The organism is Pseudomonas sp. NPDC098740, from assembly GCF_044760065.1.
Lineage (GTDB): Bacteria > Pseudomonadota > Gammaproteobacteria > Pseudomonadales > Pseudomonadaceae > Aquipseudomonas > Aquipseudomonas rossensis.
Map to the genome: position 1 here is coordinate 1 of NZ_JBIWAM010000009.1, position 17312 is coordinate 17312.

Below are 17312 nucleotides of genomic sequence, written 5' to 3' on the forward strand. Positions count from 1 at the left end.
TGCTTTTTCATGGACTCGCCCTCGCTGTCGTTGGCTGATTAGACTGCCACCGTGGCGCATTGACGCCTCGGCTTGGGCGAGTCCATCCAATTACAACGGCTTGTATCGCGGTGATTATTGCCGAACCGGTAAGGGTTTTTCCTCACCTGAGGTTTGTGCCCTGCAAGGTCAGGGCATAAGCTTCGCCCCCTACGACTTTCGTCTCGTCCTCCGTTTTTCAGGAACCCCTCATGTCCAGTCAGTTCCCCGAAGCACGTCCACGCCGTCTGCGCCGCAATGCGAGCCTGCGCAGCCTGTTCCAGGAAACCGAGTTCAGCTTGAACGACCTGGTGCTGCCGATTTTCGTCGAGGAAGAAATCGATGATTTCGTGCCGATCAAGAGCATGCCTGGCGTGATGCGCATTCCGGAGTCGAAACTGGCTGGCGAAATCGAGCGCTACGCCCGGGCCGGAATCAAGTCGGTGATGACGTTCGGCGTGTCGCACCATTTGGACGGCAACGGCAGCGACACCTGGAGCGACAACGGTTTGGTGTCGCGCATGTCGCGCATCGCCAAGGATGCGGTGCCGGACATGATCGTGATGTCCGACACCTGCTTCTGTGAGTACACCGACCACGGCCATTGCGGTGTGCTGCACAACCATGAAGTCGACAACGACCAGACCCTGATCAATCTCGGCAAACAAGCGGTGGCCGCGGCCCGTGCCGGCGCCGATGTGATCGCCCCGTCGGCCGCCATGGACGGGCAGGTCCAGGCCATTCGCCGGGCGCTCGATGAAGCGGGTTTCAACCAGACCGCGATCATGGCCTATTCGACCAAATTCGCGTCCGCGCTCTACGGTCCGTTCCGTGAAGCCGGCGGCAGCGCACTCAAGGGCGACCGCAAAAGCTATCAGATGAACCCGATGAACCGCCGCGAAGCCGTGCGCGAATCACTGATGGACGAGCAGGAAGGCGCCGACGCGCTAATGGTCAAACCGGCCGGCGCATACCTGGACATCATCCGCGACATCCGTGAAGCCTCGCGTTTGCCGCTGTCGGCGTATCAGGTGAGCGGCGAGTACGCGATGATCAAATTCGCCGCCCAGGCCGGGGCAATCGATGAGGCTCGCGTGGTGCGTGAGAGCCTTGGCGCGATCAAGCGGGCGGGGGCGGATCTGATCTTCACTTACTTCGCGATGGACCTGGCGCTGACCGGGATCTAACTGTTTAAGCAGGATCGTTACCACGCAGAGCGTGGGAACGATCATCGGGAAGAACCAAAAAACGGCCTGATCCCGTGATCCTGGAAGTACCGCTCGATCATCTTGGGGTCGGCAGAATTGTCGGCAATCGCCACGTACGTATCCGGCCGCAACAGGTAAAACCCGTTACGCCCCAGGCCAGCCGCTTCAAACGCCGGCCGCCAGTAAAATACGTGCAATGGCAAATGATGTTCGTGGCACCAGGCGATCATTTCGTTGCTGGTGTCGCCATACACATGCACCTGCCAGGTCGGACACTTCAGCGATTCGAAATTGTCCCCCTCACCATCGTGAGCCCAAGGCAGGCGGTCGCCACCGTGAACATGACCGGCAACGCCCGTGCTCAACGGCATCCCGCGATAATTCAGGGTGATCTGCGACACCGTGCGAAACAGGAGTTCTCGGGACGCCTCAAACGATGCCATTTTCGGAATCACGAACGGCGCCAGACGCGTGCGCAGCAAATCGGCCATGCGCCCTTCGGCCGTGACAAAACTGAACACCCGATCGGTGGTGGCGACCAGTTTACGGGCAAACGCGATGCGCTCGGTTTCATAGCTGTCGAGGAGTTTGGCCTCAGCGCCGCCGCTCAACACTGCCGCGAGTTTCCAGGCGAGGTTGATGGCATCGCCAATGCCGGTGTTCATGCCCTGTCCACCGGCGGGGCTGTGGACGTGGGCGGCGTCACCCAACAGAAACGCGCGCCCGGTGCGAAAATGATCCGCCACACGATGATGCACGCGGTAGGTCGAGAACCAGTTCAGTTGCTCGATCTTTACTTTCATATGCTCGATGGCCCGGCTGCTGACGTCTTCAAATTGCAGGGTGTCGACCTGGTCCGCGCGCTCGTCGCGTACGGTCCCGATCAGACGGGCGCGGCCTTCACCGGCCAAGGGAAACACCGCGAGAAAATCCGCTTCATCAAGATCCACGTGCAGTTCGCCGTTGAACGTCGGCCCGCTGGCCTGCACGTCGGCGACGTAGAAAATCTGCTGGTAAGTGCCGCCGGGAAATCCGGTGTCCAGGGTCTTGCGCACGATCGACCGCGCACCGTCACAACCTGCCAGATAGCAAGCCTGGCAGGTTTCCTCCTGACCATCGGCCAAACGCAGATAGGCGGTGATGCCGTCACCGGTTTCCATGAAACTCTCCAGCGCCGTGTTGCGCTCGACCTTGATGCCATAGGTTTCGAGGCGGTCTATCAGCAGCCGTTCGTGTTCGTCCTGAGGAAAGATTTCGAGGAACGCATAGGGTGTCAGGCCTTCGCCGATGCGGCTCAGCGGCAAGCGCGCCACGGGTTCGCCCTTGACCCAGAAGTTCGCCGCGGCCACTCGATGACCGTTCTGCACCACCGCATCGCTGAGGTCGAGCTGGCGATACAGCTCCAGCGTCCGCGCCTGGACAGCCAGCGCCCGCGAAGTGGTTCCGGGTGCCGACGTCTTGTCGATGATGCGCACTTGCACACCAAGTTTGCTCAGCCACAGCGCCAACACCAGCCCGGTCGGGCCGGCGCCGATGATCAGTACGTCGCTACGGTTCATGAGCTGTCCTCCTCGGTGTGTGGCTCAAGTATGGTTCAGCCGAGATGGACGGGCAGGTTGTCTGCCCAACGGAAAAAGGTCCCGCGCTGCTATGGGGAACAGTGGGGGGCGGCGAGAGTCATAGCCTGCGCCATGCCATTGATCGTATGGTTACCCCGGCTCAACGGATTTGATGGAGCAACATGCAAGCCAATCGATTGATGATGAGCGTCGCCGCTCTGCTGGTGCTGGCCGGTTGCGGCACTCAGCGCACGCAAGAGCTACCTGCGCGCAAGCCTGCCGAGGTCAAGGCCGAGATCGTGCGTCTGCTGCCGGCCAAAACCGCCGATCGCCAGGGCTGGGCTACCGATATTTACGCAGCATTTGCTGCCCAGAACATTTATCCGTCCACCCAAAACCTGTGCTCGGTACTGGCGGTCACCGAGCAGGAGTCGACTTTTCAGGTGGATCCACCGGTACCGGGCCTGGGCAAAATCGCCCGCGAGGAGATCGACCGCCGTGCTGACAAAGTCCATATCCCCGGCCTGCTGGTGAGCGGTGCGCTGCAGGTGAGTTCATCCAACGGAAAAAGCTACAACGACCGACTCAATGCGGCGCGCAGCGAAAAAGAACTCAGCGCTATCTTCGATGACTTCATCGGCATGGTTCCCATGGGCCGGACGCTGTTCGGTGGCTTCAACCCGGTGCACACCGGTGGGCCGATGCAGGTCAGCATCGATTTCGCCGAGCAACAGGCGAAGGCGTATCCGTACCCGGTGGACGGCTCGATCCGTCATGAAGTGTTCAGTCGTCGCGGCGGCTTGTACTTCGGTATCGCCCACTTGCTCGGTTATCCGGTGAGCTACAAACAACCGCTGTATCGCTTTGCCGATTTCAATGCCGGTTGGTACGCCAGTCGCAATGCCGCGTTTCAGAACGCGGTGAGTCGCGCTTCGGGCATACCGCTGGCGCTGGATGGTGACCTGGTCCGCTACGATTCGATCATGCCTGGCACCACGGAATTGGCGGTGCGTACCCTCGGCAAGCAACTGGGTATGCGCAATCCGACCATTCGGGACCAATTGGAGGAGGGCAAAAACTTCGAATTCGAGGACACCCAGCTATATGCACGGGTTTTCGCCCTGGCCGAAAAGGCGGAAGGTCGGCCATTACCGCGTGCGGTGTTGCCGGGGATCGTGCTGCAAAGCCCGAAAATCACCCGCAAACTCACGACGGCGTGGTTTGCCAAGCGGGTCGATGAGCGTTATCAGCGTTGCATGGCGCGGGCCGGCAAGTGACCGACCGCAAAAAACAGGCGTAAAAAAACCCGGCTGATAAGGCCGGGTTTTTCATTGAGTACTGCGGTAAACCATTCATTTATGCAGCGCGGTTTTCGATCAAACGATCCGAGCCACCTTCAGCAACGCGTTTTTCGATCAGACGATCGGAGCCACCTTCGGCAACGCGGTTTTCGATCAGACGATCCGAACCACCTTCAGCGACGCGGTTTTCGATCAGACGGTCGGAACCACCTTCAGCAACGCGGTTTTCGATCAGACGATCCGAGCCACCTTCCGCAACGCGGTTTTCGATCAGACGATCCGAACCACCTTCAGCAACGCGGTTTTCGATCAGACGGTCGGAACCACCTTCGGCCACACGACTTTCAATCAGACGATCCGAGCCGCCTTCAGCGACAACCGGGTGAGCAGAGGTAGCGGCGAAAGCGTTAACTGCAAAAACCGAGAAAGCGATGCTGAGGATAGTTTGGCGTTTCATGATGGTGTGCTCCGGGGTGTAGTTGTTGGGTATGGAGCCGATGTTGCGCCGCGGATTTTTTATGAGAACTTCATTGAGGTGATGGTGAACATCGACGGCAATGATAGGACGAACGATACCCCCCACGTAGGCGTGATGGTTCAGTCGTCGGGTGACCGCGGTAGGGGCGACCGGCGCTTCCACACTGGATAGCTGGCGGGTGCCTTTGCCTCTGAGGAGTCGATCATGAATGCCAGTTCCTATGTTCCTGCCCACACCGGCCTGCTGCTGGTGGATCCTTGCAACGACTTCCTCAGCGAAGGCGGCAAACTCCACGGCCGCGCTAAACCGGTGGCTGACAGCGTGGGTACTCTGGCCAACCTGAAAGCGGTGGTGGCGGCCGCTCGCAAGGCCGGCATGCAGATTTTCTACGTCCCGCATCACCGCGCAGAGCCCGACGAACTGGCGCGCTGGAACCCCCCCCAGCCCCTACCAACCAGGCGCCAGCGGTGCGCAAGTGTTTGCGGCAGTACGTGGGGCGGGGAATGCCCACTCGATTGTCACGACGATGGAGTTTATCGCGGCGTTCGGCTGATCGCGGTCAGATGACTTTCACCGCTCGACCGATGAATTGAATCGGCCCGGTCGGCTTGCCGATCGGCGAGCCATTCGGGTTTTCCAGGGTCAGCTCGAACAACTGGTTGGGTTGCAGTGACGGCAGTTTGCCCAGCGGGATGGAAAGTGTTTGCCCCGGCTTGACCAACCCCAGTGACACCGGCCCTTGCCAGCCATCGGCCTTGGTCCAGAACTCCAGTGCCTTGTCGGCCGGAACCTCTATGACACCCAGCGGGATAAGCTGGATTTCCCTCGAATTGCTGGCCTGAACCACCCAGCCCGGCGCCTTGTCCTGAGGACCGACCAACACCACCAGATAGGTTGGCTTGACGGTGGTTTGCGTCAGCATCAACGCGCCGAGCAGCAACGTGGCCGCCAGGCCCGCACCGGCGAGCCCACGCCAAAGAGGCAACAGATTCCACCAGGATGAAGACCGAGCGGCGATTGGCGAAGGTTGCTGACTCAAGTTGTTGACGCTGCGCTCGATGCGATGCCAAAGGTGTGGCGACGGCGTGTGAGCTTCCGCCAGGTCGGTCAGGCCGAGCAAGCGGCGATCCCAGGCATCCACGGCTGCCCGTAAATCAGGTTCGTCGCGCAGGCGTTGTTGGACCTCGGTACGAAGTTCGGCCGAGAGCGTACCCAGCACATATTCGCTGGCCAGTTCGTCGAGCTCTTCCGGAGTTTCATTCGCAGGTTTGGTCATCCCATGCACTCCCGCAATGCCGTCAGGCTCCGCTTGATCCAGGCTTTGACCGTGCCCAGTGGGGCACCGAGTTTTTGTGAGATTTCAGCGTGCGAATAACCGTCGACATAGGCGTGCAGAATGCAGGTGCGCCGTGCAGGTTCCAGTTGCTCCAGGCAATGATAAATGCGCCCGGAATGAGCCTGAGCATCGAATGTTTCCACGTCGTACGGCACGTCGATTTCACCTTGAATTTCTCGGCTATTGTCTCGGATGAAATTCAGCGCCAGATGCCGCGTCAGGCTGAACATCCAGCCCCGCGCCGACCCTCGCGCCGGATTGAAACGCGCGGCGCCATTCCATATCTTGATGAACGCATCGTGGACAATGTCCTCTGCCAGCGCAGTGTCGCGCACCAGGCGTTTGGCAACACCTAGCAGGCGCGGACTTTCCTGTACATACAACTCACGCAGGGCCTGACGTTCACCACGGGCGCAGGCGGCGAGATGGGCTTCGTAATCGAAAGAGGTTTCGGACAAGGACACTGTGCTCAGCCGTCAAGAATGGGCAGTAGCCCCGGGCCAGAGCGCCGGGGCATATGCAGAGCAGCGTAGACCAATTTTCCGCGGACCTGGTTTCAGTTGGCCGCCCAGAAAATATAATCCGCCTGGTACTTCACCACTTCTTGCTTGCCCTTATTGGCCGCCGAGCATTCAACGCTCGGGGCCACGCCACCTTTGAGGGCTACGCGCTGGATGTAGCTGACGCCCGTCATCGCGCCTTTGCCTTCAGCCGGATTGGCCTTGACCAATTGATAGGGCAGGTTGCCCGGGCTCGACGGCGCGACAGCCAGTTGGGTACCGGTGACTTTCGAACCATCCTTCGCTTGCCAGGTAGCAGGCGGCCCGAAGTAGGTGCCGACCTGTTTGCCACTGCGATCATTGAGCACCGCTTTAGGCCCGACAAAGAACCACTCGGTCTGGCCGGCGGCATTAGCCTTGTCACGGCATTCGTAAGTGATCTCGCCGACTCCGGTGGTTTCCAGGGTGACCTTGTGTCCGTCCGGGACTTTGATGCTGTCCGGCAGGTCGGTCTGGGCGTAGGCCGCAGGGAGGGCTGCGAGCAATCCGGCAAGGCAAATCAGCTGTTTGGCGTTCATGAATGTCTCTCCTTAAATGAGTAACCCGCTTGGCAGCATCAGGGCTGCTACAGGTACTACCCATCGGAAAGCGATTTGGATGCAGTGGCATAAAAAGAAATTTTCCAGCATGGTCAGAGTCAGCTGCTACAAAGAGACAATCGTAAAAGGGGGGTGCTTATGTACCAGCTCTACGGACACCAGAACTCCGGCGCTGCCGCGATAGAAGCGGCACTGGAGCTTTGCGATATCCCTTACCGCTTCATCGACGTTGAAACCTCTCCCGAGGCGACCCACGCGCTGGAGAAACTCAATCCGCTCAAGCAGATCCCGACACTGCAGTTGCCCGATGGCAGCGTTCTCACCGAGAGCGCGGCGATTCTGATTCACCTGGGGCTCACGTTCCCCAAATCAAACCTGTTGCCGAAAAACACCGCCGCGCGGGATCAGGCCATTCGCGGCCTGGTGTACATCGTCAGCAATTGCTATTCGGCGATTGGCATCATCGATTACCCCGAGCGCTGGTTGGCCGAGGCGGATGAATCGTCCAGGCAAAACCTCATGGCCGGCGCTCGCGCGCGACTGCACAGGAGTTGGGAGGTGTTTGCCGATCAGTTTTCGGGCGATTTGTATCTGGGCGACGAGACGCCGGGAGCCTTGGATGTGCTGGCGACGGTGGTTTCCAGATGGGCGGGCAGCCGGGAGTATTTACGCAGTGCCCGACCCGGGTTTTTCGCGTGGCTTACGCGCATCGACCGGCACCCGACATTGGCACCGGTCTTCGCGCGGCATTGGCCGGATTGAACTATTCGCCGCGAATGTACTGCTCCAACTGGCGAATCAGCTCAGCCTGTTCGGCGATGGCTTCCTTAACCAGGTCGCCGATCGACAGCAAACCGATCAATGTGCCGTTTTCCACCACCGGCAAGTGGCGCAGGCGCTTGTCGGACATGATGCCCATGCAGGTTTCGACGGTTTGATGGGTGTCCACTGTGATCACCGGCGACACCATGATGTCTTCGACCGGCGTACCGACGGAGGAGCGGCCCTTGAGCACGAGTTTGCGCGCATAGTCACGCTCGCTGATGATGCCCACGACCTCGCCATTCTTCAGGACCGGCAAAGCGCCGACGTTTTTGGCGGCCATGACCATCAGCGCTTCCAGCACCATTTGATGCGGTGCAATGGTGTGGACTTCATGATTCTGTTCAGCCTTTAACTTCAGCAGTTGGGCGACGGTTTTCATGGCAGTTTCTCAGGTGTTGTCGTTGTCCTTGAAGAATCGTAGACGCAGGCGCTGAGGGCAAGGCAGAAAACGGCAGATAACGCGCAAAAAACGTCATTCAGCGGTTTTTCTTCCGAAAACCTGGAGTATTCCATAGTTATTCACTCATCCATGGGCTCCATCAAACCCTGTGGGAGCGAGCTTGCTCGCGATGAGGCCATAGCATTCGACATCTCTATTGCCTGTCACACCGCTATCGCGAGCAAGCTCGCTCCCACAGGTTCTAGGTCTGTCCGAGACGTTGGAGCCAGACGGGCTATCGCCTTCGATGACGAGTAGAATTGCGACCTGAATCAAATGTGAGGTTGCAGTGGTGGATTTACAGCGGGGCTTCGTCCTGACCCGGCATTGGCGCGATACCCCGGCCGGTACGGAAGTCGAGTTCTGGCTGGCGACCGACACCGGTCCCCAGCGGATCCGCCTGCCTCATCAACCGTCGGTGGCGTTCATCCCCGCAGCCCAGCGCGAGCAGGCCGAAGCGCTGCTGCGCGGCGAAAAGAACGTCGAGCTGCGGCCGTTGGCGTTGCTGGATTTCGAGCACCGCCCGGTACTCGGTCTGTATTGCCAGCAGCACGGTCAGTTGATACGCCTGGAAACCGCGCTGCGCAAGGCCGGCGTCGACCTGTTCGAAGCCGATGTGCGCCCGCCGGAACGCTACATGATGGAGCGTTTCATCACCGCGCCGGTCCGGTTCAGTGGCACGCCGAACGCCGAGGGCCTGCTGCTCGATGCGCAGATGAAACCCGACCCCGACTATCGCCCGAGCCTCAGGCTGGTCTCCCTGGACATCGAAACCACCGCTCAGGGCGAACTGTACTCCATCGCCCTGGAAGGCTGCGGCGAGCGCCAGGTCTACATGCTCGGCCCGCCCAATGGCAACGACAGCGAGGTGGATTTTCAGCTCGAATACTGCGATTCCCGAACCCTGCTACTGAAAAAACTCAACGAATGGTTCGCCCGCCATGACCCCGACGCGATCATCGGCTGGAACGTCGTGCAATTCGACCTGCGCGTGCTCCACGAACACGCCCGGCGCCTGGCGGTGCCGCTGAGACTGGGGCGTGGCGGCGAAGAAATGCAGTGGCGTGAACACGGTAGCCGCAACCATTACTTCGCCTCGGCCGCCGGCCGGCTGATCATCGACGGCATCGAATCCCTGCGCTCAGCGACCTGGAGTTTCCCCTCGTTCAGCCTGGAAAACGTCGCGCAAACCCTGCTTGGCGAGGGCAAGTCGATCGACAATCCGTACCAGCGCATGGACGAAATCAACCGCATGTTCGCCGAGGACAAACCGGCCCTGGCCAAGTACAACCTCAAGGACTGCGAGCTGGTGACGCGGATTTTCGCCAAGACCGAACTGCTGACCTTTCTGCTGGAACGGGCCAGCGTCACCGGGTTGCCGGCGGATCGCAGTGGCGGCTCGGTGGCGGCGTTCACCCACCTTTACATGCCGCTGATGCACCGCCAGGGCTTCGTCGCGCCGAACCTTGGCAACAAGCCTGCTCAGGCCAGCCCCGGCGGGTTTGTCATGGACTCGCAACCGGGCCTGTACGAATCGGTGCTGGTGCTCGACTACAAAAGCCTCTATCCATCGATCATCCGAACCTTCCTCATCGACCCGGTGGGCTTGATCGAGGGGCTCAAACATCCCGATGACAGCGAGTCGGTGCCAGGCTTTCGCGGCGCGCGTTTTTCCAGAACCCGGCATTGCCTGCCCGCCATTGTCGCCCGGGTCGCCGAAGGGCGCGAAACCGCCAAGCGCGAACACAATGCGCCGTTGTCCCAGGCCCTGAAAATCATCATGAACGCCTTTTACGGCGTGCTCGGTTCCAGCGGTTGCCGTTTCTTCGACACACGCCTGGCGTCGTCCATCACGCTGCGCGGTCACGAGATCATGCTGCGTACGCGACAGCTGATCGAAGCCCAGGGCCACACAGTGATTTACGGCGACACCGACTCGACCTTCGTCTGGCTGCGCCGTGCACATGGTCAACAAGAAGCCGCACAGATTGGCCGCGCGCTGGTGGATCACGTCAACCAGTGGTGGCGCGAGCATGTGCAGCAGCAATACGGTCTGGAAAGTGCGTTGGAGTTGCAGTTCGAAACCCACTACAAGCGCTTTCTGATGCCGACCATTCGCGGCGCCGAGGAGGGCAGCAAGAAGCGCTATGCCGGGCTTGTGACCCGCGCCGATGGCACTGACGAAATGGTCTACAAAGGCCTGGAAACCGTGCGTACCGACTGGTCGCCGCTGGCCCGGCAATTCCAGCAGGAGTTGTACCTGCGCATCTTCAATCGCAAACCCTATCAGGATTATGTGCGCGACTACGTGCGCAAGACGTTGGCGGGGGAGTTCGACGATCGCTTGATCTACCGCAAGCGCCTGCGCCGCACCCTCGATGACTATCAGCGCAACGTGCCGCCTCACGTGCGGGCCGCGCGGATTGCCGATGATTACAACGACCAGCAGGGCCGTCCGCGGCAATACCAGAACGGTGGCTGGATCAGTTACGTGATCACCGTCGCCGGGCCCGAACCGCTGGAGATCCGCAGCGCGCCCATCGACTACGACCACTACGTCACCCGGCAACTGCAACCGGTGGCGGACGCCATCCTGCCCTTCGTGGACGACGACTTTTCAACCTTGATTGGTGGGCAGTTGGGCCTGTTTTGAGTCCAGCAGCAACAACGTCCAGTCATCCAGGATGCCGTGGAAATACTGGTCAAGTGCTCGATGAAAGTCGCTGTTAGCGCCGGCTACCTGGGCGAACAGCGTCATGGAAGAGTGAAACTTGAGATCGTCGGGATGGCCGAATATGCCGGCAATCGAGCTGTTTTCGATGTTCAGCACCATTTGCGTGCAGGTGCGCAACCGTGAGCCCAGCAGTGGATGATTGAGGTACGCCGCAGCTTCCTCTTTGGAACGAATGGCAAAGTGGCGGGACATCTCGCTGCCGCCCAACCCTGCGAATTGCGGAAAGATGAACCACATCCAGTGACTGCGCTTGTGGCCGGCGTTCAGCTCGGCCTGGACCCGTTTGAACACCGGGTCCTGTGCCTGGATAAAGCGTTGCAGATTAAAGGAATCGTCCTGATCAGTGCTTCTCATGCCGAAGCCCTCTGACAGACTGCGATGGCTCAGACCATGGCCAACCGCTGTTTGCGTTGTGGCGCGCGAAACGCCTGGTCCAGCGCCTCCAGATCCCCAGTCTCCAATTGCAATTGCGCCGCTTGCGCGTTGAGCTGCACGTGCTCGGGGCGGACCGCTTTGGGGATGGCGATCACGCCTTCGTTACGCAGCATCCATGCCAGCGCTACCTGGGCCGGCGTCACACGGTGACGGGCGGCTATTTGTTTGAGCGTTGTATGGTTGAGCATAGGCCCACCCTGGCTGATCGGACAGTAGGCCATGACCGGCATTTGATGCTGGTGGCTCCAGGGCAACAGATCAAACTCGATGCCGCGTTCTTCCAGGTTGTAGAGCACCTGATTGGTGGCACAGGCCGGTGAGGCGAGTTCCTCTAGGTCGTCGACATCAAAATTGGAGACTCCCCAGCGACCTATCCTGCCTTCTTCGCGCAGGCGTTCGAAGGCTTCGACCGTTTCTTCGAGGGGGTACTGGCCGCGCCAGTGCAGCAGGTAGAGATCGATGTAATCGGTATTCAGCCTCCGCAGACTGCGTTCGCACGCCTGGGGGATGCCTTTGCTGCTGGCGTTGTGCGGGTAAACCTTGCTGACCAGAAACACTTCGTCACGTCTGCCGGCGATGGCTTCACCGACCACTGCCTCAGCGCCGCCCTCGCCGTACATTTCAGCGGTGTCGATGAGGGTCATGCCCAATTCGATGCCCAAGCGCAATGCAGCCACTTCCTGGGTCTGCCGGGAACGATCTTCTCCCATGCGCCAGGTGCCTTGGCCGATGACCGGTACGTGGACGCCGGCCAGTTCGAGGGTCCGCATTCAAACCTCCTTTCTGAATTTCAATCGATACTTCAATGGGCAGCAGAATAGCCCGGTGGTTCCGTCGAGCCCCAGAAAGGAGGTGTCCCGGGTTGCCAACGCTTACGGACCGTCGGCACTGCACTTTTTAAGGATTCACGGCTCTATCCTTGGCCAGCCTGCGGCGAATCCCCACCGCCGGCCCATGCCCAAGTTCAATAACCCATGGCTCGAGTTTTACCCCTCACCGCCACACCAATCCGCCGCCGTTGCCTGCTGTTGGCCTGCTTGTCGATGCTCGCCGCCTCCGGGTGCAGTCAGCAGCAGGGCAGCGACATCGTCAGCCAGTTTCGCGAAGGCCAACCCCAGGAATTCCTCCAGACCAGCGTCGACCGCATGGCGACCCTGGCGATGCGTGACAACCTCGACAGCCTCTACCTGCTGATGAGCAAGCTTTACCTGCGCAACCCGGACGAGCTGAAAAAATCCGGTTTCCTCGACGCCCGCACCGCTGGCAAGCAAGTGCGCATGGCCATCGAACAGCAACAGCCGCTGCCGACCCTGGGGGGCAAAAAAGACCTGGCAGCGCTGAGTTACGCCATGAGCCCGGAATTTCTCGGCGACCGGGTCGGTGCCTTCATCTATGCCATCGGCAGCATGCTCGTCACCGCCCACGGCAATCGGCTCGAGTTCTACATGACGGATGCGATCAATCCGACGTTCGTCAGCAACGCTGTCCGCAACATCGAGAAAGCCACCTGGATACTCAGCCAGCGGCAAAGCAAGAACGGCGAGCCGTTGCTGTTCTCCAACGAAATTTCGGAGGAGGGCAGCAACCTGAGTTTTGCCGTGGAGTTCGGCAAGATCATCGCGCGGCTGGACCTGCTGACGCAGATGCTGGACGAGCGCTACCGACGGATCGGCTTGAATTATGCGCAGAGTTTACTGTTTTTGAATTTCTTGCCGGTGCAATAAGCAAGGAAGTGCATAAAGATAGATCGCATCGATATAAGTGGTTATAAGAAAAATCGCTATGCTGCGGGCCAGATTTTTCATGCGTTTTTTGTGGGCGTGTTAATGGAATTCGGTAATTTCGGTTTAGTCGTGGCAGGTCTGGTGGTCGGCTTTATTGTCGGGATGACTGGGGTCGGTGGCGGTTCGTTGATGACTCCCATTCTGTTGTGGTTCGGCGTCAATCCGGCCACCGCAGTGGGGACGGATTTGCTGTACGCGGCGATTACCAAGTCCAGTGGCGTGCTGGTTCATAGAAAGAACAAGAACATCGACTGGGCGATTACCGGTTGGTTGACCCTCGGCAGTGTGCCGGCGGTGGCGCTGACGCTGTGGTTTCTGAGCACCTTGCAAACGTCGCCCGAGGCGATGAACGCGGTCATCAAACAGGCCTTGGGTTTTGTCCTGTTTGCCACGGCGCTGGCGATTTTTTTCAAGAAACGCCTGCTCGATTTCGCCCACAAACGCGCGGGCGGTCATTACAACCCCAGCGGCAATCGCTTGAATGTGCTGACCGTGATCACCGGCTTGGTCCTCGGCACCATGGTTGCCCTGACCTCCATCGGTGCTGGCGCCCTGGGCACCGTCGCGTTGTTCATTCTCTATCCGCTGCTGCCTACCCGCCGTCTGGTGGGCACGGAAATCGCGCACGCCGTACCGCTGACCCTGGTTGCCGGCCTCGGCCATGCAAGCATGGGCAACATGGATTGGCACGTGCTGGGTTATTTGCTGGTCGGTTCGCTGCCGGGGATTTACCTGGGCAGCCACCTGACGGGCCGCATCTCCGATGAAGTGCTGCGACCTTGCCTGGCCACGATGCTGGTGCTGATCGGGTACAAACTGGCGTTCTGATTCCGCCCGTTCCAGAAACAAACCCAAAAGCCTGCTGCTGATTCTCAGTGAGCCGCGCACCGCCACAAAGGTTGGCTCAAGCACCGCGAGGTGCTGGCGAGCGCGGCTTAGGGCCGGGTCAGAATTTCCAGCAGATGCCCGTCCGGGTCATCGAAGTAAACTCGCCGGCCACCGCCGTAATCGTTGATCTCGTTTGGTCGTTGTTTGCCGGGGTCGGCCCACCAGGGTTGCTGTCGGGCTTGCAGGCGGGCGAAGGCCGCATCGAAATCGTCGTCACCGATCAAAAACGCGTAGTGCTGGGAGGCAATCGGCGGGTCATTGTCGTAGAAGTCCAGCGACACATCGTTGTCGAACTTGACGATCAGCATCGGGCCGAAGGGTTCGGGGCAGGGCAGACCGAGGATGTCTGCCAGATAGTTGGCTGATGTCTGCTTGTCGCGACACCAGACGATGGTGTGGTTCAACTGAGCGCTCATGCACAGGTCCTCACGGCGGATCAGGGCTTGGTTGTTGAGCTATGAGATTAGCTCAGCCTGTTGCGCAATGACCGCCCTGACCTAAGCTTGGGGCAAGGCGAGACACAATTGCGGTGCGTCACCCGGAACGAACGCCGCGATGCGCAATCATTAGAGCGTGGATATCAAAAGGAGATGCGCATGCTCATCAGGTCATTGACCCTGACTACCCTGCTGGCTTTCGCCGGCCCCTTGTTCGCTGCCGATGACGGCTCACCGCTGGATATGGACAAGGGCAGGTCCCGGCCGTTGATTGTCATCGCTCCAAGTACGGTCGATCCCACGTGGGTCAGCCTGAAAAAGTCGCTGGATGAGCCGGCCAATCGCAAAGGGTTCACCGAGCGAAACATGGTCCTGTACACCGTGCTCAATTTGATGGGCCAGCGCGAGGGCAAAGACCTGGGACCACAAGACACGGCGGCATTGATCCGCTCGCTCAAGTTGGGTGCCGGCGCGAAGAGCAAAGTCATCCTGGTGGGCAAGGACGGGGAAAAGAAACTTGAACAATCGGGAGCGATCGAGCTGAAGGAGATTTTCGCCGCCGTCGACCAATTGCCGGCGACAGAGCAAGAAGCCACGGTGCCGACACCGCCGCCGGTCACTGAAGCCGCACCGGCCAACGGCGCCAAAGGCGCAAAACCGGGCAAACCGGCGAAGCCTGCCAAGCCGCCTGAAATGCCGGATGATTAAACGCAGACTTTTGTAGCAGCTGGCGCAGCCTGCGCCAGCTGCTACAACAATGAAAAATGGGCGACCTCAAGAGGTCGCCCATTTTGTTTGCTCGGCAGCTGCTACAAAAAAAACGGGCGTTTCGGGGTGAGATGTACTGGTTTCTATTGGTCTCGGAAGTTTCCTGCAAGTCCTGTCGGTCTTTATGAACTGGTTTCTGTCAGAGAGCACCGCTAGCCTTCGTCAGCCACCGCAAAATCGCGGTCGGACGTGGGAGTCCGCGACACTGAGGGATCCAGGGACGAAAACACCAATGGCACAAAAAGGAGCCTCGTCTGTGAAAAAGTTCAGCAAGCATCAACCGCAAACCCTGACCGACGCCGATCATCTCGATCCCGCGAAGCTGTGTGAAACCGCAAAAGGCGCAGTCACCCGAAGTCCCAGGCGTACCGACACGACCCAGCAGATTTTCACTGTTGCTCCTGGTGTCGACACACTAACCCTGCTAAATCAAGCCTGCGAAAACCTTGCCTCCCTGAATGTCCTGATTGCGAATTTTGCCGGGAAACTGGAAGGCTCGAACCGCAAGGTGCTGCTGTCGATTCAGCAATTGGCGGCGGTCACCGGGTTGTTGGTGAATCAGGCACGGGAAAATCTTGATCCGAGAGGCGATGCACCTGACGCTCAGCCGCCGACTCGGCATTGAGCTGACGCAGTAACGACAATGGGCGACCTCAAAGGGGTCGCCCATTTTGTTTACCCGCCAAAGACCTGTAGCAGCTGCCGAGCCTGCGAGGCTGCTGCTACAGGGAGATCTAGTTGCTCTTGGCTACTTCGCCAGTGCGCTCAATATCGTATGAGCAATCTTGATCCGCTCAGGGTTCGGGTAGTTTTTGTTGGCCAGGATCACTATGCCGATGTCTTTCGACGGCACATACGCGACGTAGGCACCGAAGCCGCTTGTTGAGCCGGTTTTGTTGATCAATACGTTTTCTGGTTGAGGTTGCGGCGGGGTCAGCCACTGGACTTCGTGAGCTTGCGTCGCCATCTGCGTCGAGTTACCCGCCAGCAATCTGTCGAGGGTGACCGGATAGTGGTAGAACTCCCAACCCAGCCCCTGAGTCATCTCGCCCACCTTGTAGTAACCGGTATGCGTCGCGGCGATTGCCCGCTGCATCGGATCTTCAAGGAGAGTCGGTTTCATGTTCGCTTCAACATACCGAATCAAATCCGCAGCACTGGTTTTCACGCCATACGCCTCCGAATCCAGTGCCCCCGGCCCAACCCGTACAGGCTTGCCATCCTTGTTGTAACCCTGAGCATAAAGCCCCATCTGAGCCTGCGGCACCTTGAGGTAGGTGTGCTTTAGTCCGAGTTTCGGCAGCAGGGTTTTTTCCATCACGTCATCAAACGGCGCGCCCATGCTTTGGGCGGCGAGGTAACCGAACAACCCCAGGCTCGGGTTCGAATACTGCCGATGGGTGCCCGCCGCATAGGTCGGTTTCCACTGCTTGAAATACCCGAGCATCTTGTCCGGTGCATCGGCATCGCCGGGGAATTGCAGCGGTAGCCCGCCGGCGCTGTAGGTGCCCAGTTGCAGCACGCTGATGTTATCGAACGCGCTGCCACGCAGCTCCGGCAGCACGCTGCTGGCCTTGTCCGACAGGGACAGTTTGCCGGTGGCCTGAGCGTAGGCGGCGAGGGTGGCGGTGAAGGTTTTGCTCACCGAACCGATCTCGAACAGGGTGTCTTCGGTGACAGCTTTGCCGTTTTCCTTCGAGGCCACGCCGTAGTTAAAGTAATGCGGTTGGCCATTGACGGTGATGGCTACCGCGACACCGGGGATCTGCTGTTGCTGGATCACCGGTTCGATGGCGGCCGTCACGATGGCTTCGATGCGGTCATCAGCAACGCAATGACCGGCGCTGAGGATAAGTGCGAAAGCGCTGCAGGACGCGAGCTTGTTATGCATGATTGATTCACTTTCCATGAGTTTCAAGGGTGTTAACCGCTACACTCCGAGCGGCTTTGCAAACCTGGCCGCTGAGGGGCGAGCAAAATCTATGCAGTCTGCCGAGTTTCGA

19 protein-coding genes are annotated in these 17312 nt (G+C 59.5%); 9 read left to right on the plus strand and 10 right to left on the minus strand.

Annotated elements, in window-relative coordinates:
• Positions 1–230: 230 nt before the first annotated feature.
• Positions 231–1205 (plus strand): porphobilinogen synthase, encoded by a 975-nt coding sequence (gene hemB, locus ACIQU2_RS13240; protein WP_403141269.1) that lies wholly within the window; start codon positions 231–233, stop codon positions 1203–1205.
• A gap of 41 nt (positions 1206–1246) precedes the next feature.
• Here hemB and ACIQU2_RS13245 read toward each other — a convergent pair whose 3' ends face one another.
• On the minus strand, positions 1247–2785 hold the full coding sequence (locus tag ACIQU2_RS13245; RefSeq protein ID WP_403141270.1) for an FAD-dependent oxidoreductase: 1539 nt from the start codon (positions 2783–2785) through the stop codon (positions 1247–1249).
• A gap of 182 nt (positions 2786–2967) precedes the next feature.
• Between ACIQU2_RS13245 and ACIQU2_RS13250 the strand changes: the two genes are divergently transcribed.
• Positions 2968–4062: a DUF1615 domain-containing protein gene (locus ACIQU2_RS13250; protein ID WP_403141274.1), complete on the plus strand. Its 1095-nt coding sequence runs from the start codon at positions 2968–2970 to the stop codon at positions 4060–4062.
• Between the two features lie 79 nt (positions 4063–4141).
• Here the strand turns inward: ACIQU2_RS13250 and ACIQU2_RS13255 are convergent, their stop codons facing one another.
• Positions 4142–4543, minus strand: coding sequence for a hypothetical protein (locus ACIQU2_RS13255; RefSeq protein ID WP_403141277.1), 402 nt, complete (start codon positions 4541–4543; stop codon positions 4142–4144).
• Positions 4544–4768: 225 nt separating this feature from the next.
• Between ACIQU2_RS13255 and ACIQU2_RS13260 the strand changes: the two genes are divergently transcribed.
• Positions 4769–5131: a hypothetical protein gene (locus tag ACIQU2_RS13260; protein WP_403141280.1), complete on the plus strand. Its 363-nt coding sequence runs from the start codon at positions 4769–4771 to the stop codon at positions 5129–5131.
• Here the strand turns inward: ACIQU2_RS13260 and ACIQU2_RS13265 are convergent.
• The 3 genes from ACIQU2_RS13265 to ACIQU2_RS13275 all read right to left on the minus strand — a co-directional run bounded on the left by ACIQU2_RS13265 (position 5124) and on the right by ACIQU2_RS13275 (position 6978).
• A complete protein-coding gene (locus tag ACIQU2_RS13265; protein WP_403141283.1) occupies positions 5124–5840 on the minus strand; it encodes an anti-sigma factor domain-containing protein in 717 nt (238 codons plus the stop codon). The two genes, ACIQU2_RS13260 and ACIQU2_RS13265, sit on opposite strands and share 8 nt — an antisense overlap.
• Positions 5837–6358, minus strand: a complete 522-nt coding sequence (locus ACIQU2_RS13270; RefSeq protein ID WP_403141285.1) for a sigma-70 family RNA polymerase sigma factor — start codon at positions 6356–6358, stop codon at positions 5837–5839. Before ACIQU2_RS13270 ends, ACIQU2_RS13265 begins: the two co-directional genes overlap by 4 nt.
• Before the next feature lie 98 nt (positions 6359–6456).
• Positions 6457–6978: a DUF3455 domain-containing protein gene (locus tag ACIQU2_RS13275; RefSeq protein ID WP_403141288.1), complete on the minus strand. Its 522-nt coding sequence runs from the start codon at positions 6976–6978 to the stop codon at positions 6457–6459.
• Positions 6979–7137: 159 nt separating this feature from the next.
• Between ACIQU2_RS13275 and ACIQU2_RS13280 the strand changes: the two genes are divergently transcribed.
• Positions 7138–7761, plus strand: coding sequence for a glutathione S-transferase (locus ACIQU2_RS13280; protein WP_403141291.1), 624 nt, complete (start codon positions 7138–7140; stop codon positions 7759–7761).
• A gap of 1 nt (position 7762) precedes the next feature.
• Here the strand turns inward: ACIQU2_RS13280 and ACIQU2_RS13285 are convergent, their stop codons facing one another.
• Positions 7763–8203, minus strand: coding sequence for a CBS domain-containing protein (locus tag ACIQU2_RS13285; protein ID WP_134423562.1), 441 nt, complete (start codon positions 8201–8203; stop codon positions 7763–7765).
• Between the two features lie 352 nt (positions 8204–8555).
• Between ACIQU2_RS13285 and ACIQU2_RS13290 the strand changes: the two genes are divergently transcribed.
• On the plus strand, positions 8556–10916 hold the full coding sequence (locus ACIQU2_RS13290) for a DNA polymerase II (RefSeq protein WP_403141295.1): 2361 nt from the start codon (positions 8556–8558) through the stop codon (positions 10914–10916).
• On the opposite strand, the gene ACIQU2_RS13295 is transcribed toward ACIQU2_RS13290, so the two are convergent.
• Positions 10881–11351: a DUF1810 domain-containing protein gene (locus ACIQU2_RS13295; RefSeq protein ID WP_403141299.1), complete on the minus strand. Its 471-nt coding sequence runs from the start codon at positions 11349–11351 to the stop codon at positions 10881–10883. The genes ACIQU2_RS13290 and ACIQU2_RS13295 overlap by 36 nt on opposite strands.
• A 29-nt stretch (positions 11352–11380) precedes the next feature.
• A complete protein-coding gene (locus tag ACIQU2_RS13300; protein ID WP_403141303.1) occupies positions 11381–12202 on the minus strand; it encodes an aldo/keto reductase in 822 nt (273 codons plus the stop codon).
• Positions 12203–12406: 204 nt separating this feature from the next.
• Between ACIQU2_RS13300 and ACIQU2_RS13305 the strand changes: the two genes are divergently transcribed.
• A complete protein-coding gene (locus tag ACIQU2_RS13305) occupies positions 12407–13156 on the plus strand; it encodes a hypothetical protein (RefSeq protein ID WP_347805706.1) in 750 nt (249 codons plus the stop codon).
• A gap of 102 nt (positions 13157–13258) precedes the next feature.
• Entirely contained in the window at positions 13259–14044 is a 786-nt protein-coding gene (locus tag ACIQU2_RS13310; RefSeq protein ID WP_347805707.1) for a sulfite exporter TauE/SafE family protein, read from the plus strand.
• A 107-nt stretch (positions 14045–14151) separates the two neighbouring features.
• On the opposite strand, the gene ACIQU2_RS13315 is transcribed toward ACIQU2_RS13310, so the two are convergent.
• Positions 14152–14520: a VOC family protein gene (locus ACIQU2_RS13315; protein ID WP_347805708.1), complete on the minus strand. Its 369-nt coding sequence runs from the start codon at positions 14518–14520 to the stop codon at positions 14152–14154.
• A gap of 180 nt (positions 14521–14700) precedes the next feature.
• Between ACIQU2_RS13315 and ACIQU2_RS13320 the strand changes: the two genes are divergently transcribed.
• On the plus strand, positions 14701–15249 hold the full coding sequence (locus ACIQU2_RS13320; protein ID WP_347805709.1) for a DUF4174 domain-containing protein: 549 nt from the start codon (positions 14701–14703) through the stop codon (positions 15247–15249).
• A 316-nt stretch (positions 15250–15565) separates the two neighbouring features.
• A complete protein-coding gene (locus tag ACIQU2_RS13325) occupies positions 15566–15934 on the plus strand; it encodes a DUF6124 family protein (RefSeq protein ID WP_347805710.1) in 369 nt (122 codons plus the stop codon).
• 123 nt (positions 15935–16057) lie between these two features.
• Here the strand turns inward: ACIQU2_RS13325 and ampC are convergent, their stop codons facing one another.
• Positions 16058–17218 carry a class C beta-lactamase gene (ampC, locus tag ACIQU2_RS13330; RefSeq protein ID WP_403141309.1) on the minus strand — a complete coding sequence of 387 codons (1161 nt, stop codon included), beginning with the start codon at positions 17216–17218 and terminating at the stop codon, positions 16058–16060.
• Positions 17219–17312 lie beyond the last annotated feature (94 nt).